This window comes from Kluyvera huaxiensis, assembly GCF_040149365.1.
Lineage (GTDB): Bacteria > Pseudomonadota > Gammaproteobacteria > Enterobacterales > Enterobacteriaceae > Kluyvera > Kluyvera intermedia_A.
This window is the reverse complement of sequence record NZ_JBEFLV010000005.1, coordinates 236,862-252,552: the sequence shown is the minus strand read 5'-3', so window position 1 is coordinate 252,552 and position 15,691 is coordinate 236,862. Positions and strand designations below refer to the sequence as shown.

Genomic DNA, 15,691 nt, shown 5'->3' with positions numbered 1-15,691 from the left:
AGTGGAGCAGGAAGGACATCTGATGGAAATGGAAGCCACGCAAGCACCTTAAAATCACCATCATACACTAAATCAGTAAGTTGGCAGCATTACCCGAAGATGGCATTAAATATAAAAAATTGTGACATATAGCAAATTCGCAAGCATGAAAACGGGACATAACTTGCAATACATAGCTATTTGACCGACCTTTGTATGGATTAATTACGAAGCGCAAAAAAAATCTCGTTTTCCAATCCTCACAGTGAAGTGATTAGCTATGTTGATTCCGTCAAAACTAAGTCGACCAGTCCGTCTCGAACACACGGTGGTTCGTGAGCGGCTATTGGCGAAACTTTCAGGCGCGAACAATTATCGTCTGGCGCTGATAACCAGTCCGGCTGGCTATGGAAAGACCACGCTCGTGTCACAATGGGCGGCAGGGATGAGCGATCTCGGTTGGTATTCACTTGATGAAGGTGACAACCAGCAGGAGCGTTTTGCCAGCTACCTGATCGCTGCAATTCAGCAGGCGACGGGCGGCCATTGCGAGGCCAGCGAAAACATGGTGCAAAAGCGCCAGTACGCCAGCCTGAGCTCCCTTTTCTCTCAGCTTTTCATTGAACTCAGCGAATGGCAGCGTCCGCTCTATTTGGTCATTGATGACTACCATCTGATCACCAATCCGGTGATCCACGATGCGATGCGTTTTTTCCTGCGCCACCAGCCGGAGAATCTCACGCTGGTTGTACTGTCGCGTAACCTACCGCAGCTTGGCATTGCCAACCTGCGCGTGCGCGATCAACTGCTGGAAGTGGGTAGCCAACAGCTCTCTTTCACGCATGCAGAAACCAAACAATTTTTTGACTGCCGCTTAGCGTCGCCGATTGAAGTGGCGGAAAGCAGCCGTCTGTGTGACGACGTCGCCGGCTGGGCCACCGCGCTACAGCTGATTGCGCTCTCCGCTCGTCAGCGTAACAACGCCACCCAGCACTCTGCGCGCCGTCTGGCGGGAATTAATGCCAGCCATCTATCCGATTATCTGGTCGATGAAGTCCTCGATAACGTCGATCGGGAGACGCGTAACTTCCTGCTGAAAAGCTCGCTGCTGCGCTCGATGAACGACTCGCTTATCGCCCGCGTCACCGGTGAAGAAAACGGCCAGATGCGTCTCGAAGAGATCGAGCGCCAGGGGCTTTTTCTGCAACGCATGGATAACTCCGGCGAATGGTTCAACTACCATCCGCTGTTTTGTAGCTTCCTGCGTCAGCGCTGCCAGTGGGAACTGGCGGCCGAATTGCCGGAAATTCACCGTGCCGCCGCAGAAAGCTGGATGGCACAAGGTTTCCCAAGCGAAGCCATTCACCACGCGCTGGCCGCGGGTGACCCGAAAATGCTGCGCGACATTCTGCTAAACCACGCGTGGGGACTGTTCCACCACAGCGAACTGACGCTGCTCGAAGAGTCGCTTTCTGCGCTGCCGTGGCAAAGTCTGCTGGAGAACCCGCGCCTGGTGCTGCTACAGGCCTGGCTGATGCAAAGCCAGCACCGCTACAGCGAAGTGAATACCCTGCTGGCCCGCGCCGAGCAGGAAATGACCTCAGAAATGGACGCGTCGCTGCATGGTGATTTCAACGCCCTGCGCGCCCAGGTCGCCATTAACGACGGCGACCAGGATGAAGCGGAGCGCCTTTCCACCGTCGCGTTGGAAGAGCTGCCGCTGGCTAATTTCTATAGCCGCATCGTCGCCACCTCGGTACATGGCGAGGTGCTGCACTGCAAAGGGCTGCTGAGCCAATCCATCGCGGTGATGCAGCAAACCGAACAAATGGCGCGTCGTCACGATATCTGGCACTACGCGCTGTGGAGCCTTATCCAACAAAGCGAAATTTTGTTCGCCCAGGGCTTCCTGCAAGCCGCGTGGGAATGTCAGGAGAAAGGCTTCCAGCTGATTCGCGAACAACATCTTGAACAGCTGCCGATGCATGAGTTCCTGCTGCGTATTCGTTCACAGCTACTGTGGGCTTGGGCGCGTCTCGACGAAGCGGAAGCCGCTGCTCGCACCGGTATTGAGGTGCTCAGCAGTTTCCAGCCGCAGCAACAGCTCCAGTGCCTGTCGTTGCAGGTTCAGTGCTCGCTGGCGCGTGGCGATCTGGACAACGCTCGCAATCACCTGAACCGTCTTGAGAATTTACTGGGCAACGGTGCGTATCACAGCGACTGGGTCTCCAACGCAGACAAAGTCCGGGTGATTTACTGGCAGATGGTCGGCGACAAAAAGTCCGCCGCCAACTGGCTTCGCCATACGCCGAAACCTGAATTCGCCAATAACCACTTCTTGCAGGGCCAATGGCGCAACATCGCCCGGGTACAGATTTTACTCGGTGAATTTGATTCTGCCGAAATGGTGCTGGAAGAACTCAACGAAAACGCCCGTTCGCTGCGTCTGATGAGCGATCTCAACCGCAACCTGCTGTTACTTAATCAGCTGCACTGGCAGTCCGGTAATAAGAACCAAGCCCAGCGTATGCTGCTGGAAGCGCTGCAATTAGCAAACCGCACCGGGTTTATCAGCCACTTCGTGATTGAAGGTGAAGCCATGGCGCAGCAGCTGCGTCAGTTGATCCAACTGAATACGCTGCCGGAGCTTGACCAGCACCGTGCCCAGCGTATTCTGCGCGAGATTAACCAGCATCATCGGCATAAGTTCGCCCACTTCGATGAGAGCTTCGTGGAGCGCCTGCTTAACCACCCGGAAGTACCGGAGCTTATCCGCACCAGCCCGCTCACCCAGCGTGAGTGGCAGGTTTTGGGGCTTATCTATTCCGGCTACAGCAATGAGCAGATTGCCGGTGAACTCGATGTCGCCGCAACCACCATCAAAACGCATATTCGTAACCTGTATCAGAAGCTGGGCGTGGCGCATCGTCAGGATGCGGTACAACATGCACAGAAACTGCTGAAGATGATGGGCTACGGCGTCTAGCCGTTACGCCTAATCCGGCTGGCATCTTTACGATGTCAGCCGGGTAAACATCGTCCCCTCAAATATTCTCAACGCCACCCGCCTCCCCATGAATGACAAAGAGATAGCTGTGTCACAATAGAGAATTAACATAACCGCAAAGTGAAAAATTAGAATACTCAGGTTCAACGTCACCTTTTATAAATGATGTCGTATGTTGGCACGTAATAATAAACAGGTGACCCTATGTCGGCATTAACCGGAAAAATCAGTAATAAAGAGAAGTTTGGCTTTGGTTTGGGCGATGCCGCAAGCCATATCGTATTTGATTCTTCAGTTGCTATTCTTGCTTATTTCTATACGAATATTTATGGCTTACCCCCAGCAGTAATGGGGACTCTATTTTTAGTCGTCAGAGTTTTAGACGCCATTACTGACCCGATTATGGGGGCCATTGCCGATCAGACCAAAAGTCGCTGGGGGCGTTTCCGTCCGTGGCTATTAATCATTTGTGTACCGTTTGCCGTAAGCTGCGTACTGGTATATTCCACGCCGAACTTCGAACAAACCGGTAAAATTGTTTATGCCGTCGTCGCATATATCTTTATGACTTTGATGTATACCGCGATTAATATTCCTTACTGCTCGCTGGGCGCGGCCATTACCGCCGATCCCAAAGAAAACCTGTCGCTGCAGTCCTGGCGTTTTGCCGTTGCGCCAATTGGCGGAGCCATGGGTACCGCGCTTATCCTGCCGCTGGCCGATCTCATCGCACCGGGTGACAGAGCCACCGGTATGCAATGGGCGATGGGCATTTTTGGGGTAATTGGCTGCATTATGTTCCTGGTCTGCTTTATGACCACTCGCGAACGTATTACGCCGGTTAAAGAAGAGAATTTAAACATTTTACGCGACGTGCGTATTTTGATGAAAAACGATCAGTGGCGGGTCCTGTCAATATATAACCTGGCCATGCTCTGTGGCGTCGTAGTACGCGGCAGCCTGCTGGTTTATTTTGTGCAATATATTTTGCACCAGGGTAGCAACATTATATCTCTGTTTATGCTGGCAACCACCGTTGCCGCCGTCGTCGGTAGCTTGATGGCAAAACAGGTCGGTTCATGGATGTGTAAAATCCGTGCCTCAGTTTGGGTGAATGTCCTCAGCGCTTTATTTGGCTTAGCCTTCCTCGTACTGCCTTCAGATTATTGGATCCCGGCGTTTATCGTCCACATTATCCTCAATATTCTGCAAGGGATTAACGCGCCGTTGCAGTGGTCGATGATCACCGATGCCAATAACTACGGGGAATGGAAAACCCAGCGCCGCATTACGGGGATGAACGTGGCGGCCAACATTTTCATTATCAAACTGGGCGTAGCTATCGGTGGCGCCCTGACCGGCTGGGGGCTAGCTTTCTACGGCTACCAGGCGGGCGTTGAACAGCAATCAACAGAAGCTATCCGTGGAGTGTTAATCCTGTTTACGGTCCTGCCGGCTATCTTCTACCTGATTACTGCAGTTTCTATTCGCTACTATCGCCTGACCGAAGACCGCATGAACGCTATCGTCTCCGACCTCAGCGAAGGGAAATTCCAGCAGCAGATGTCCTAAAGCCATCATCGCCTCCTCGGGAGGCGCAACAAAAAGGGCGCTTCTAAAAGCGCCCTTTTTTAACACAGCTCCAGCTGCACCTCATTCTCAGCAATCACCTGCATCACGCCCGGCGGCGGCAGAACGTCGGTATACACCGCGTCTACCATGCTGATACTGCCCATATTCACCATCGCGTTACGGCCAAACTTCGAATGGTCGACAACCAGAATCACGTGACGAGAATTGTCGATAATCGCGCGCTTGGTGCGCACCTCGTGATAGTCAAACTCCAGCAGGGAACCATCGCTATCAATGCCGCTGATCCCGAGGATGCCGTAGTCCAGGCGGAACTGAGAAATGAAGTCCAGCGTGGCCTCACCGATAATGCCGCCATCCCGGCTGCGTAGCTCGCCGCCCGCCAGGATAATGCGGAAATCGTCTTTCACCATCAGCGTGTTGGCGACATTGAGATTGTTGGTCACGATACGCAAATCGCTGTGATTCAACAGCGCATGCGCCACCGCTTCCGGCGTGGTGCCGATATCAATAAACAGCGCAGAACCATTTGGGATCTGGCTGGCAACCTTGTGGGCAATCCGCTCTTTTTCGGCGGTTTGCGTCGCCTTACGATCGTGCCACGGCGTATTCACCGAGCTCGACGGCAACGCGGCACCACCGTGATGACGCAGGATTTTTTTCTGGTCAGCAAGATCGTTCAGATCGCGACGAATCGTCTGCGGACTGACGGAGAAGTGCTCTACCAGCTCTTCCGTGCTGACGTAACCCTGTAGTTTTACCAGCTCGATTATCGCGTCATGACGTTGTGTTTGTTTCATGATGAATCCCTGGAAAATTATGCTCGTTTTCGCACATTCTGCGTATCGACGAAGGCCATTGCCAGCCCAATCACCAGCCCGGTGATGTGTGCGCCGTTCGCAATCGACATGCCAAATACATTAAACCATCCGGCCACCAGCCAAATCAGCGAGAACATCATCAACCCGCGCGGCAGGAAAATACCGCTTTGCGGGTCGCGCTCACCGTGCAGCCAGGCATAGCCCATCAAGGCATAAACCACGCCGGATAGACCACCAAACCACGGGCCACTGAACTGATGCTGCATAAAGCCGCTCAGCAGCGCACTGATTAAGGTAATCACCACCAGCTTACCGCTACCGATACGCTTTTCTACCGCACCGCCGAGGTACCACCACCATAGCAGGTTGAAGAGGATATGAATGAAGGAGAAATGCATTAAAGCATGAGTAAAGTAGCGCCAGGCCTCAAATTTCAGCGAATCATCGTACGGCCAGGCCAGCATCAGCATCACCGGCTGATCGCCCACCACGCTCATCAGAATAAAGACCAGGATGCAGGCCGCCATGACGCTCATCGTCACCGGGCCCGCTCCGGCTTTCAGGGTTGCCAGGAATGGGAAACGACGATAGTGCAGACCACTATTGGTTTGCCCAGACTGCCAGCTCGCCGCCAGATAGCGCGGGTCGGCCGGGTTATCGAGGAATTGTTCCAGCTCTGCGCGAACGCGCGCCTCCTGCGAGGCATCAGAAAGCCAGACATCGCTACGTTCATGCTGCTGGATAGTCAGAATAACGCCCTGTGTCGCCATATAGTCTACAAAGGCCTGGGCCACACGAGGGTTGGTAAAAGAGGTGATCATCAACATACAGCAGGTCGCTTCTATTCCACACAAAAGAGGACAGTATATACCCAAACCCTGACGGATAGGTTGCAACGCGACACTATCACCGCCCATTAGCAGGCGGTATTGGGGGTAAAAATCGTTACGGTGGTTAAAATACCGTGTGTTCGACTTCTGCCGGGAAGTGGCGATGCCAGGCATCAAAGCCGCCATCAACGCTGTAAACCTGGTCATAACCCTGCTGAAGCAGGTACTGCGCCGCGCCTTTACTGCTGTTGCCGTGATAGCACATCACCATAACCGGCGTTTCAAAATCGTTATCGCGCATAAACGCACCCAGCGTGTCGTTCGTCAGATGAAACGCGCCCGGCGTATGGCCAACGGCATAGCTTTGCGGGTCACGAATATCCACCAGCACGGCCGCTTTCTGCTGCAGCTTCTGGTGCGCCTGTTCTACGTTGATACATTCAAACTGATCCATGGTGCTCTCTTATCATTATGGCAGGTGTCTTGCTGACGACATTTTACCGCCAAGTGTACGTCGTCATGCCACGTAAACGCCAATATGTTATGCACATCACTCTAAAATGTTTTTTCTATGTTACCAAAGGCGCGTTTACTTGCTATTATGAGCGATATCGAACATTAATGAGCTATAACGAAAGTCCTTGAGGTAGCAATAATGGAAACCAAAGATCTGATTGTGATTGGTGGCGGCATCAACGGCGCAGGCATTGCGGCAGACGCGGCGGGGCGTGGTTTATCCGTCCTGATGCTGGAAGCCAGAGATCTGGCGTGTGCCACATCCAGCGCCAGCTCAAAGCTTATTCACGGCGGTCTGCGCTACCTTGAGCACTATGAATTCCGCCTGGTCAGCGAAGCGCTAGCCGAGCGCGAAGTGCTGCTAAAAATGGCCCCGCACATCGCCATTCCCATGCGTTTTCGACTCCCCCACCGTCCGCATCTGCGTCCGGCGTGGATGATCCGTACCGGTCTGTTTATGTACGATCATCTGGGGAAACGTACCAGCCTGCCCGCCTCTACCGGCGTGCGTTTTGGCGCAGAATCCGTTCTGAAGCCAGAAATCGTGCGCGGTTTCGAATATTCCGACTGCTGGGTAGATGATGCTCGTCTGGTGTTAGCCAACGCGCAAATGGTGGTACAGAAAGGCGGTGAAGTTCGCACTCGCACCCGAGCTATCTCCGCTAAACGCGAAAACGGCCTGTGGGTGGTTGAAGCGGAAGATATCGACAGCGGAGAGCGTTTCCGCTGGCAAGCTCGCGGTCTGGTCAATGCTACCGGTCCGTGGGTGAAACAATTCTTTGATGACGGCATGCAGCTGCCGTCACCGTACGGTATTCGCCTGATTAAAGGCAGCCACATCGTGGTTCCGCGCGTCCACACGCAGAAACAGGCCTACATCCTGCAAAACGAAGACAAACGCATCGTGTTTGTGATCCCGTGGATGGACGAGTTCTCCATCATCGGCACCACCGACGTGGAGTACCAGGGCGATCCGAAAAACGTCGAGATCGACGAAAGCGAGATTAACTACCTGCTGAAGGTCTACAACGGCCACTTTAAAAAACAGCTCGCCCGCGAAGATATCGTCTGGACCTACTCCGGCGTGCGTCCGCTGTGCGATGACGAGTCCGATTCACCGCAGGCCATCACCCGCGACTATACGCTGGATATTCATGATGACCACGGCAAAGCGCCGCTGCTGTCGGTATTCGGCGGCAAGCTCACCACCTACCGCAAGCTGGCAGAACATGCCCTGGAGAAACTGGCGCCTTACTATCACGGAATTGGCCCAGCGTGGACCAAAGGCGCAGTCCTGCCCGGCGGTGAGATAGGCAGCGATCGCGATGACTACGCCGCGAAGCTGCGTCGCCGCTATCCGTTCATCACCGAGTCGCTGGCTCGTCACTACGCTCGCACCTACGGCAGCAACAGCGAGCTAATTATTGGCGATGCGCGTGATGTCAGCGGTCTGGGCGAAGATTTCGGCCATGAGTTTTATGAAGCAGAGCTGCGCTACCTGGTGCAACACGAGTGGGTGCGTCGTCTGGACGATGCCATCTGGCGTCGTACCAAGCAGGGGATGTGGCTGAACGCCGAACAGCAATCGCGTATCAGTGAATGGCTGGTGAAAACGCTGGGAAAGCCTGAATTGTCACTGGCGTCTTAACGATTCGACAAGACAATAAAAAACGGGGCCAGATGGCCCCGTTGCTGTTTTACAGTTTCACCGGCTCAATATGCCAGATATTCTCGGCATACTCTTGAATCGTACGGTCAGAAGAGAAATAGCCCATATTGGCGATGTTGTGCATCGCTTTGGTGGTCCACTGCTCCGGCTCGCGGTACAGTTCGTCAACCTTATCCTGGCAATCCACATAGCTACGGAAGTCAGCCAGCACCTGATAGTGGTCGCCGAAGTTAATCAGCGAATCCACCAGATCACGGTAGCGTCCCGGTTCGCCCGGACTAAACACACCGGTGGCGATTTGCGTCAGCACCTGGCGCAGCTCGGCATCCTGCTCGTAGTAGTCACGTGGGCTGTAGCCCTTACGACGCAGCGCTTCAACCTCCTCGGCGGTATTACCGAAGATAAAGAAGTTTTCCGCCCCGACGTGCTCCCGCATCTCGACGTTAGCGCCGTCCAGCGTCCCAATCGTTAACGCCCCGTTGAGCGCAAATTTCATGTTACTGGTCCCGGACGCCTCGGTGCCCGCCAGCGAGATCTGTTCAGAAAGATCCGCCGCCGGGATGATCATCTGCGCCAGACTCACGCTGTAATTCGGGATAAAGACCACTTTCAGCTTGTCACCAATCTGCGGATCGTTGTTTATAACGTTCGCCACATCGTTGATCAGATGAATAATATGCTTCGCCATGTAGTAGGCCGAAGCGGCTTTACCGGCGAAGATATTGACCCTTGGAACCCAACTCTCGCTCGGATCGGCCTTAATGCGGTTATAGCGCGCAATCACGTGCAGCACATTCATCAGCTGACGTTTGTACTCGTGGATACGCTTTATCTGCACGTCGAACAGCGCCGTTGGGTTCACCACCACGTTCAGGTTCTGGGCAATAAAATCCGCGAGGCGCTTTTTATTTTCCAGCTTGGCATGATGTACTGCCTGGTTCACCTTCGGATAATCAATATGCTGCTCCAGCTCGCTGAGCTGACTGAGATCGGAGCGCCAGGTCTGGCCGATATTCTCATCCAGCACGTTGGAGAGCGCCGGGTTCGCCAGCGCCAGCCAGCGACGCGGCGTCACGCCGTTAGTGACGTTGGTAAAGCGCATCGGGAAGATAGCGGCAAAGTCGGCAAACAGCGACTGCACCATCAAATTGGAGTGCAGCTCGGAAACGCCGTTCACCCTTTTACTCACCACTACCGCCAGCCACGCCATGCGCACGCGACGGCCATTCGATTCGTCGATGATAGAAGTACGGCTCAGCAGGCCAGTATCATTCGGATACTGCTCTTGCAACGTCTTCAGGAAGTAGTCGTTAATCTCGAAGATAATCTGCAGGTGGCGCGGCAGGATTTTACCCAACATATCGACCGGCCAGGTTTCCAGCGCTTCGCTCATCAACGTGTGGTTGGTGTAGGAGAAGACCTGACAAGCCACTGAGAAGGCCTCGTCCCAGCTAAACTTATGCTCGTCAATCAGCAGACGCATCAGCTCTGGAATCGACAGCACCGGGTGGGTGTCATTCAGGTGAATAGCAATTTTATCCGCCAGGTTGGCATAGGTTTTATGCAACATGTAGTGGCGGCTTAAAATATCCTGTACCGTCGCCGACACCAGGAAGTACTCCTGGCGCAGGCGCAGTTCACGCCCGGAATAGGTCGAGTCGTCCGGGTAAAGGACGCGCGACACGTTTTCCGAGTGGTTTTTATCTTCTACCGCCGCGAAGTAGTCGCCCTGGTTAAATTTACCGAGGTTGATTTCGCTACTGGCCTGCGCGTTCCACAGACGCAGCGTGTTAGTAGCGTCGGTGTCATAGCCCGGGATAATTTGATCGTAAGCAACCGCGAGAATCTCTTCCGTCTCCAGCCAGCGGCTGGTTTTGCCTTCCATCTGCACGCGGCCACCGAAGCGCACTTTGTAGCGCGTATTGTGACGCGGGAATTCCCATGGGTTGCCGTACTCCAGCCAGTAATCCGGCGACTCTTTTTGACGGCCATCGACGATGTTCTGTTTGAACATACCGTAGTCATAGCGAATACCGTAGCCACGGCCCGGCAGCGCCAGCGTCGCTAGCGAATCGAGGAAGCAGGCCGCTAAGCGCCCTAAGCCGCCGTTACCGAGCCCTGGGTCATTCTCTTCGTCAATCAGCTCTTCAAGGTCTAACCCCATGCCTTCCAGCGCATCTTTAACATCTTCATACAGCCCTAAAGATAACAGCGCATTGGAAAGCGTGCGGCCAATCAAAAACTCCATCGACAGGTAGTAGACCTGCCGTGTTTCCTGGGAAAGCTGGGCGCGGTTGGATCGCAACCAGCGCTCGACCAGGCGGTCGCGCACGGCAAACAGCGTGGCGTTCAGCCATTCATGCTTGTTGGCGATAGCCGGATCTTTCCCAATGATAAACATCAGCTTATAGGCAATAGAATGCTTCAGTGCCTCAACGCTGAGGGTCGGTGATGCATAGGAAAAAGGTGCATTCATAACTAAGATCCCCGTAGTTAGATCAGGCGTTGATAAAGCTCACGATAAGAGTGCGCAGCAACCTGCCAGCTGAAATCCATATTCATCGCCTGACGCTGGACATACCGCCAGAGCGAAGGACGAGACCATAATACGAAAGCACGACGAATGGCTCGTAGCAGCGACCAGGCGTTGCTGTCCTCGAAAACAAAACCGCTGGCAATGCCATCGGCGAGGTTTTCCAGCGAGCTGTCCGCAACGGTATCTGCCAGACCACCGGTACGGCGAACCAGCGGCAGCGTGCCGTATTTCAAGCCATACAGCTGCGTTAAGCCACAAGGCTCAAAGCGGCTCGGCACCAGGATAACGTCGGCGCCGCCAATAATGCGGTGCGAGAACGCTTCGTGATAGCCAATTTGTACGCCCACCTGCCCCGGATGTTCGGCGGCAGCGGCGAGGAAACCTTGCTGTAGAACCGGATCGCCGGCCCCTAACAGCGCCAGCTGACCGCCCTGCTCAAGCAGGCCCGGCAGCGCCTCCAGCACCAGATCTAAACCTTTCTGGCTGGTCAGACGGCTGACCACCGCAAACAGCGGCGCGGTATCGCTCACCTTCAGCCCCATCGCCACCTGCAGCTGGCGTTTGTTCTCCGCCTTCTTCTCCAGCGTATCGCGGCTGTAGCTGGCGGGCAGCAGCAGATCCTTTTCCGGGCTCCAGACGTTGTCATCCACACCGTTTAAGATCCCCGACAGGCGCCCTTCACGATGGCGCTGGCGTAGCAGCCCTTCCATCCCATAGGCAAACTGCGGTTCGGTAATTTCCCGGGCATAGGTCGGGCTCACCGCCGTAATGTGGTCGGCGTAGTAAAGCCCGGCTTTCAGGAATGAAATTTGTCCGTGGAACTCCAGCCCATGGATGTTGAAAAAGTCTGCCGGCAGCTGTATTTCACCCATGTGGTGACTGTAAAACAGCCCCTGATACGCCAGGTTGTGGACGGTAAATACCGATTTCGCCGGATGGCCACGGGCCGCCAGGTAAGCGGGAGCCAGCCCCGCGTGCCAGTCATGCGCGTGTACCACGTCCGGACGCCAGAATGGATCTAATCCACAGGCCATTTCACTGCCCACCCAACCTAGCAGCGCGAAGCGCTTAACGTTATCCGGATAGGCGTTCAGGTTGGTGTCGTGATACGGACTCCCTGGGCGATCGTAGAGATGTGGCGCATCAATCAGATAAATGCCGACCCCGTTGTAGTGGCCGAACAGCAGCGTAATGCGCCCGGCGAAAGTCTCGCGGCGGGCGACCACTTTGGCATCCGGGATCCCGCGACGGATATCGGGGAACGCCGGTAGCAGTACGCGTGCGTCAGTGCCATCAGCAATTTGTGCTGCCGGTAGCGCACCGATAACATCCGCAAGGCCGCCCGTTTTTAACAACGGGAACATCTCTGAACAAACATGTAGAACCTGCATCATCGCTCCTGTTTATACCCCAACTGCCGCAGCATCTCGCGCGTGACCAGCACGATCCCTTCTTCTGAACGGTAGAATCGACGCGTATCTTCTTCCACGTCTTCACCGATAACCATGCCTTCCGGGATCACGCAGGCCCTGTCGATAACGCAGCGGCGCAGGCGCGAGGAACGTCCAACCCAGACGTCTGGCAATAAGACTGCCGAATCAATGTTACAGAATGAATTCACACGTACGTGAGGGAACAGCACCGACTGCACCACCACCGAACCTGAAATAATACAACCGCCGGAAACCAGCGAGTTCAGCGTCATCCCGTGGCTGCCGGAGCGGTCCTGGACAAACTTCGCCGGAGGCAGAGACTCCATGTGCGTACGGATAGGCCAGTGCTGGTCGTACATATCCAGCTCAGGGGTCACGGACGCCAGATCGAGGTTCGCTTTCCAATAGGCTTCCAGCGTCCCTACGTCGCGCCAGTACGGTTCCGCATGCGGATCGGACTGTACGCAGGACAGCGGGAAGGGATGTGCATAAGCCGCGCCAGCTTTGGTAATTTTAGGAATTAAATCTTTGCCGAAATCGTGGCTGGAGTTTTCATCGCTATCATCCTGCTCCAGCAGTTCATAAAGGTAATCTGCATCAAAGACATAGATACCCATGCTGGCGAGGGATTTGGTTGGATCGCCCGGCATCGCTGGTGGATTTGCCGGTTTTTCCACGAAGTCGATAATCTTTTCGTTCTCGTCGACCGCCATCACGCCAAACGCCGGTGCCTCTTCAATGGGCACAGGAATGCACGCGACGGTGCAACGCGCGCCTTTTTCGACGTGGTCGATAAGCATGCGCGAGTAATCTTGCTTGTAGATGTGGTCACCGGCCAGGATGACCACATATTCCGCTTTATAACGGCGAATAATGTCGAGGTTCTGGGTCACCGCATCGGCGGTACCGCGATACCAGTTTTCACCGTGCATTCGCTGCTGCGCTGGCAGCAGATCGACGAACTCGTTCATCTCTTCGCTGAACAGAGACCATCCGCGCTGAATGTGCTGTACCAGGGTATGCGATTGATATTGAGTGATAACGCCGATCCGTCGGATCCCAGAATTCAGACAGTTTGATAGCGCAAAGTCGATAATGCGGAATTTCCCGCCGAAATGGACCGCCGGTTTTGCCCGTTTATTGGTGAGATCCTTAAGCCGCGAACCGCGTCCGCCTGCCAGAATCAGGGCGACGGATTTAATAGGTAACTGGCGAGCCAGCATTAAGGGATCGTTTTTTTCTAGCCTAACCATGATTAACTCCTTTTGTTGCTCGTCCTTCCGGGTTATAGGGTTTCCCAGCATGACCGCTGGGTTCCGGGTAATTCAGAGACTATGACCTTTGAAATACGCACACTCCGTGCGCGGGCCCATGCCAGACATCCATGACCACCGGGTTAGCATCCCCGGTGAAGGGAGAAACGGCGCGCCATTCCCCCACGGGTAACGTTAGATTTGCCACATCTTGTGTTGCATTGAGAGTAATAAGCCAATGACTGGAAAGCAGAATCTGCATCTGACGCACGCCGTGCTGCCACTCATCAGCGCTAAGCGGCTGCGCATCCCGATTGAGCCACTGCACGTTGCCATCGCCCTCCTGCCACCAGCAATCGTCGGTTAAAGCCGGGATCTGCTGTCGCAGGTGAACTAAGGCGGCGGTAAACTCAGTCAGCTCATCATCCGCATTTTCCCAATCAAGCCAGGTCAACGCATTGTCCTGGCAGTAGGCATTGTTATTCCCTTGCTGGCTGTGACCGTGTTCGTCACCGGCCAGCAACATTGGCGTCCCCTGCGATAGCAGCAGCGTAGTCAGCAGCGCCTGAACGCTTGCCCTCCGACGCGCCATCACCTCAGGATCCGCGTCTAATCCTTCTATACCATGATTATTGCTATGGTTATTGCTCGTGCCGTCGCGGTTTTCTTCACCATTTGCGTCATTGTGCTTGTCATTAAAGCTGACACAATCACGCAGGGTGAAACCGTCGTGCGCCGTCACCAGATTGATAGCCGCGCTGGGGCGGCGTTCCTGGTGCTGAAAAACGTCGCTTGAGCCGGCAAAACGCTGGGCAAACTCTCCTAGCGAAAGCGTCCCCTCAAGCCAGAAGCGGCGCATCGCATCGCGAAAATGGTCGTTCCACTCGCTAAACGGCGGCGGGAAATTGCCCACCTGATAGCCGCCATCGCCGATATCCCACGGCTCGGCAATCAGCTTCACCTGCGAGAGCACCGGGTCCGCGTGAATCGCGTTAAACAGCGGCGCATCCTGGCGATAACCCGGCGTCCGGCCGATCACCGACGCTAAATCAAAGCGAAAACCATCAACGTGGCACACGTCGACCCAAAACCGCAGGCACTGGCGGGCATATTCCACAACGCCTGGGTGGCTTAAATTCAGCGTGTTACCGCAGCCGGTCCAGTTGTGATAGTCGCCATCCTCTCTTAACCAATAATAGCTACGGTTATCGATCCCCCGCAGCGAGAAGGTCTGACAGTGCAGATCCAACTCGGCGCTGTGGTTTAACACCACGTCGAGGATCACCTCGATCCCAGCTTGATGCAGCGCCTTCACCGCATCACGGAACTCGTCCAGCGCTTGTTCAGGCTGGCTGGCGTAACGCGGCGCCAGCGCAAAAATCGCCAGCGGGTTATAGCCCCAGTAATTTTTCAACCCCATCTGCTGCAGACGCGGCTCGTTGGCAAAATGCGCCACCGGCAGCAGCTCCAGCGCGCTGATCCCCAACCGCTTGAAATACGCAATCATCAGCGGGTGACTCAGCGCCTTATAGGTGCCGCGAATTTCTTCCGGCAATCCCGGATGGCGATAGGTCAACCCTTTCACGTGCGCTTCGTAGATAACGGTTTTGCCCCACGCGGTGCGTGGTGCCACGTCGTCCTGCCAGTCGTAGGACAGATCAACGACTACTGATTTCGGCGCAATCTCCGCGGTATCGCGGCAGTCCGGAGTGTCATAGCCGTCATGAAAGCGCGGGTCATCAATCGGATCCCCTTCGGCGCGAAAACAGCAGGGATCGAGCAGCAGCTTTGCCGGGTTAAAGCGGTAGCCCTGCTGCGGATCCCACGGACCGTGCACTCGATAGCCGTAGCGCAAGCCGGGACGGGCCTGCGGCAAATAGCCATGCCAGACGTCGCCGCTGCGTGCGAGTAAGTCATAGCGCGACTCATTGCCCTGCGCATCAAACACGCAGAGTTCAACCCGCTGTGCGTGGGCTGAGAAGAGCGTGAAGTTCACGCCCTCGCCATCAAAGCTGGCGCCCAGCGGAGCGGGTTTTCCGGCGGCGAGTTGGACCATG

Annotated in this window: 10 protein-coding genes; 3 read left to right on the top strand and 7 right to left on the bottom strand. The window is 55.0% G+C overall.

Annotated elements, in window-relative coordinates; all coding sequences use genetic code 11:
• The first annotated feature begins 259 nt into the window (after positions 1-259).
• A complete protein-coding gene (gene malT / locus ABOC97_RS07925; protein ID WP_349596046.1) occupies positions 260-2,965 on the top strand; it encodes an HTH-type transcriptional regulator MalT in 2,706 nt (901 codons plus the stop codon).
• 225 nt (positions 2,966-3,190) lie between these two features.
• A complete protein-coding gene (locus ABOC97_RS07920; protein ID WP_349596044.1) occupies positions 3,191-4,558 on the top strand; it encodes a glycoside-pentoside-hexuronide (GPH):cation symporter in 1,368 nt (455 codons plus the stop codon).
• A gap of 59 nt (positions 4,559-4,617) precedes the next feature.
• Here ABOC97_RS07920 and ABOC97_RS07915 read toward each other — a convergent pair whose 3' ends face one another.
• The 3 genes from ABOC97_RS07915 to glpE form a co-directional block, all read right to left on the bottom strand.
• Positions 4,618-5,376 (bottom strand): DeoR/GlpR family transcriptional regulator, encoded by a 759-nt coding sequence (locus ABOC97_RS07915; RefSeq protein ID WP_234504321.1) that lies wholly within the window; start codon positions 5,374-5,376, stop codon positions 4,618-4,620.
• 17 nt (positions 5,377-5,393) lie between these two features.
• Positions 5,394-6,224, bottom strand: a complete 831-nt coding sequence (glpG, locus tag ABOC97_RS07910) for a rhomboid family intramembrane serine protease GlpG (RefSeq protein WP_349596040.1) — start codon at positions 6,222-6,224, stop codon at positions 5,394-5,396.
• 127 nt (positions 6,225-6,351) lie between these two features.
• Positions 6,352-6,681: a thiosulfate sulfurtransferase GlpE gene (glpE, locus tag ABOC97_RS07905; protein WP_349596037.1), complete on the bottom strand. Its 330-nt coding sequence runs from the start codon at positions 6,679-6,681 to the stop codon at positions 6,352-6,354.
• Between the two features lie 201 nt (positions 6,682-6,882).
• Between glpE and glpD the strand changes: the two genes are divergently transcribed.
• A complete protein-coding gene (gene glpD / locus ABOC97_RS07900) occupies positions 6,883-8,391 on the top strand; it encodes a glycerol-3-phosphate dehydrogenase (protein ID WP_349596034.1) in 1,509 nt (502 codons plus the stop codon).
• A 49-nt stretch (positions 8,392-8,440) separates the two neighbouring features.
• On the opposite strand, the gene glgP is transcribed toward glpD, so the two are convergent.
• The 4 genes from glgP to glgX all read right to left on the bottom strand — a co-directional run bounded on the left by glgP (position 8,441) and on the right by glgX (position 15,690).
• Positions 8,441-10,888 (bottom strand): glycogen phosphorylase, encoded by a 2,448-nt coding sequence (gene glgP, locus ABOC97_RS07895; protein ID WP_349596031.1) that lies wholly within the window; start codon positions 10,886-10,888, stop codon positions 8,441-8,443.
• 17 nt (positions 10,889-10,905) lie between these two features.
• Positions 10,906-12,339 (bottom strand): glycogen synthase GlgA, encoded by a 1,434-nt coding sequence (gene glgA, locus ABOC97_RS07890; protein WP_349596063.1) that lies wholly within the window; start codon positions 12,337-12,339, stop codon positions 10,906-10,908.
• On the bottom strand, positions 12,339-13,634 hold the full coding sequence (gene glgC / locus ABOC97_RS07885; RefSeq protein WP_349596028.1) for a glucose-1-phosphate adenylyltransferase: 1,296 nt from the start codon (positions 13,632-13,634) through the stop codon (positions 12,339-12,341). Before glgC ends, glgA begins: the two co-directional genes overlap by 1 nt.
• Positions 13,635-13,713: 79 nt before the next feature.
• Complete coding sequence (gene glgX / locus ABOC97_RS07880) at positions 13,714-15,690, bottom strand: glycogen debranching protein GlgX (protein ID WP_349596025.1); 1,977 nt, start codon at positions 15,688-15,690, stop codon at positions 13,714-13,716.
• Position 15,691: the final 1 nt, after the last annotated feature.

What these genes read in the sequence shown, in the direction of transcription:
- malT (WP_349596046.1), top strand. Translation starts at nt 260, where the DNA reads ATGTTGATTCCGTCAAAACTAAGTCGACCAGTCCGTCTCGAACACACG.
- ABOC97_RS07920 (WP_349596044.1), top strand. Translation starts at nt 3,191, where the DNA reads ATGTCGGCATTAACCGGAAAAATCAGTAATAAAGAGAAGTTTGGCTTT.
- ABOC97_RS07915 (WP_234504321.1), bottom strand. Translation starts at nt 5,376, where the DNA reads ATGAAACAAACACAACGTCATGACGCGATAATCGAGCTGGTAAAACTA.
- glpG (WP_349596040.1), bottom strand. Translation starts at nt 6,224, where the DNA reads ATGTTGATGATCACCTCTTTTACCAACCCTCGTGTGGCCCAGGCCTTT.
- glpE (WP_349596037.1), bottom strand. Translation starts at nt 6,681, where the DNA reads ATGGATCAGTTTGAATGTATCAACGTAGAACAGGCGCACCAGAAGCTG.
- glpD (WP_349596034.1), top strand. Translation starts at nt 6,883, where the DNA reads ATGGAAACCAAAGATCTGATTGTGATTGGTGGCGGCATCAACGGCGCA.
- glgP (WP_349596031.1), bottom strand. Translation starts at nt 10,888, where the DNA reads ATGAATGCACCTTTTTCCTATGCATCACCGACCCTCAGCGTTGAGGCA.
- glgA (WP_349596063.1), bottom strand. Translation starts at nt 12,339, where the DNA reads ATGCAGGTTCTACATGTTTGTTCAGAGATGTTCCCGTTGTTAAAAACG.
- glgC (WP_349596028.1), bottom strand. Translation starts at nt 13,634, where the DNA reads ATGGTTAGGCTAGAAAAAAACGATCCCTTAATGCTGGCTCGCCAGTTA.
- glgX (WP_349596025.1), bottom strand. Translation starts at nt 15,690, where the DNA reads ATGGTCCAACTCGCCGCCGGAAAACCCGCTCCGCTGGGCGCCAGCTTT.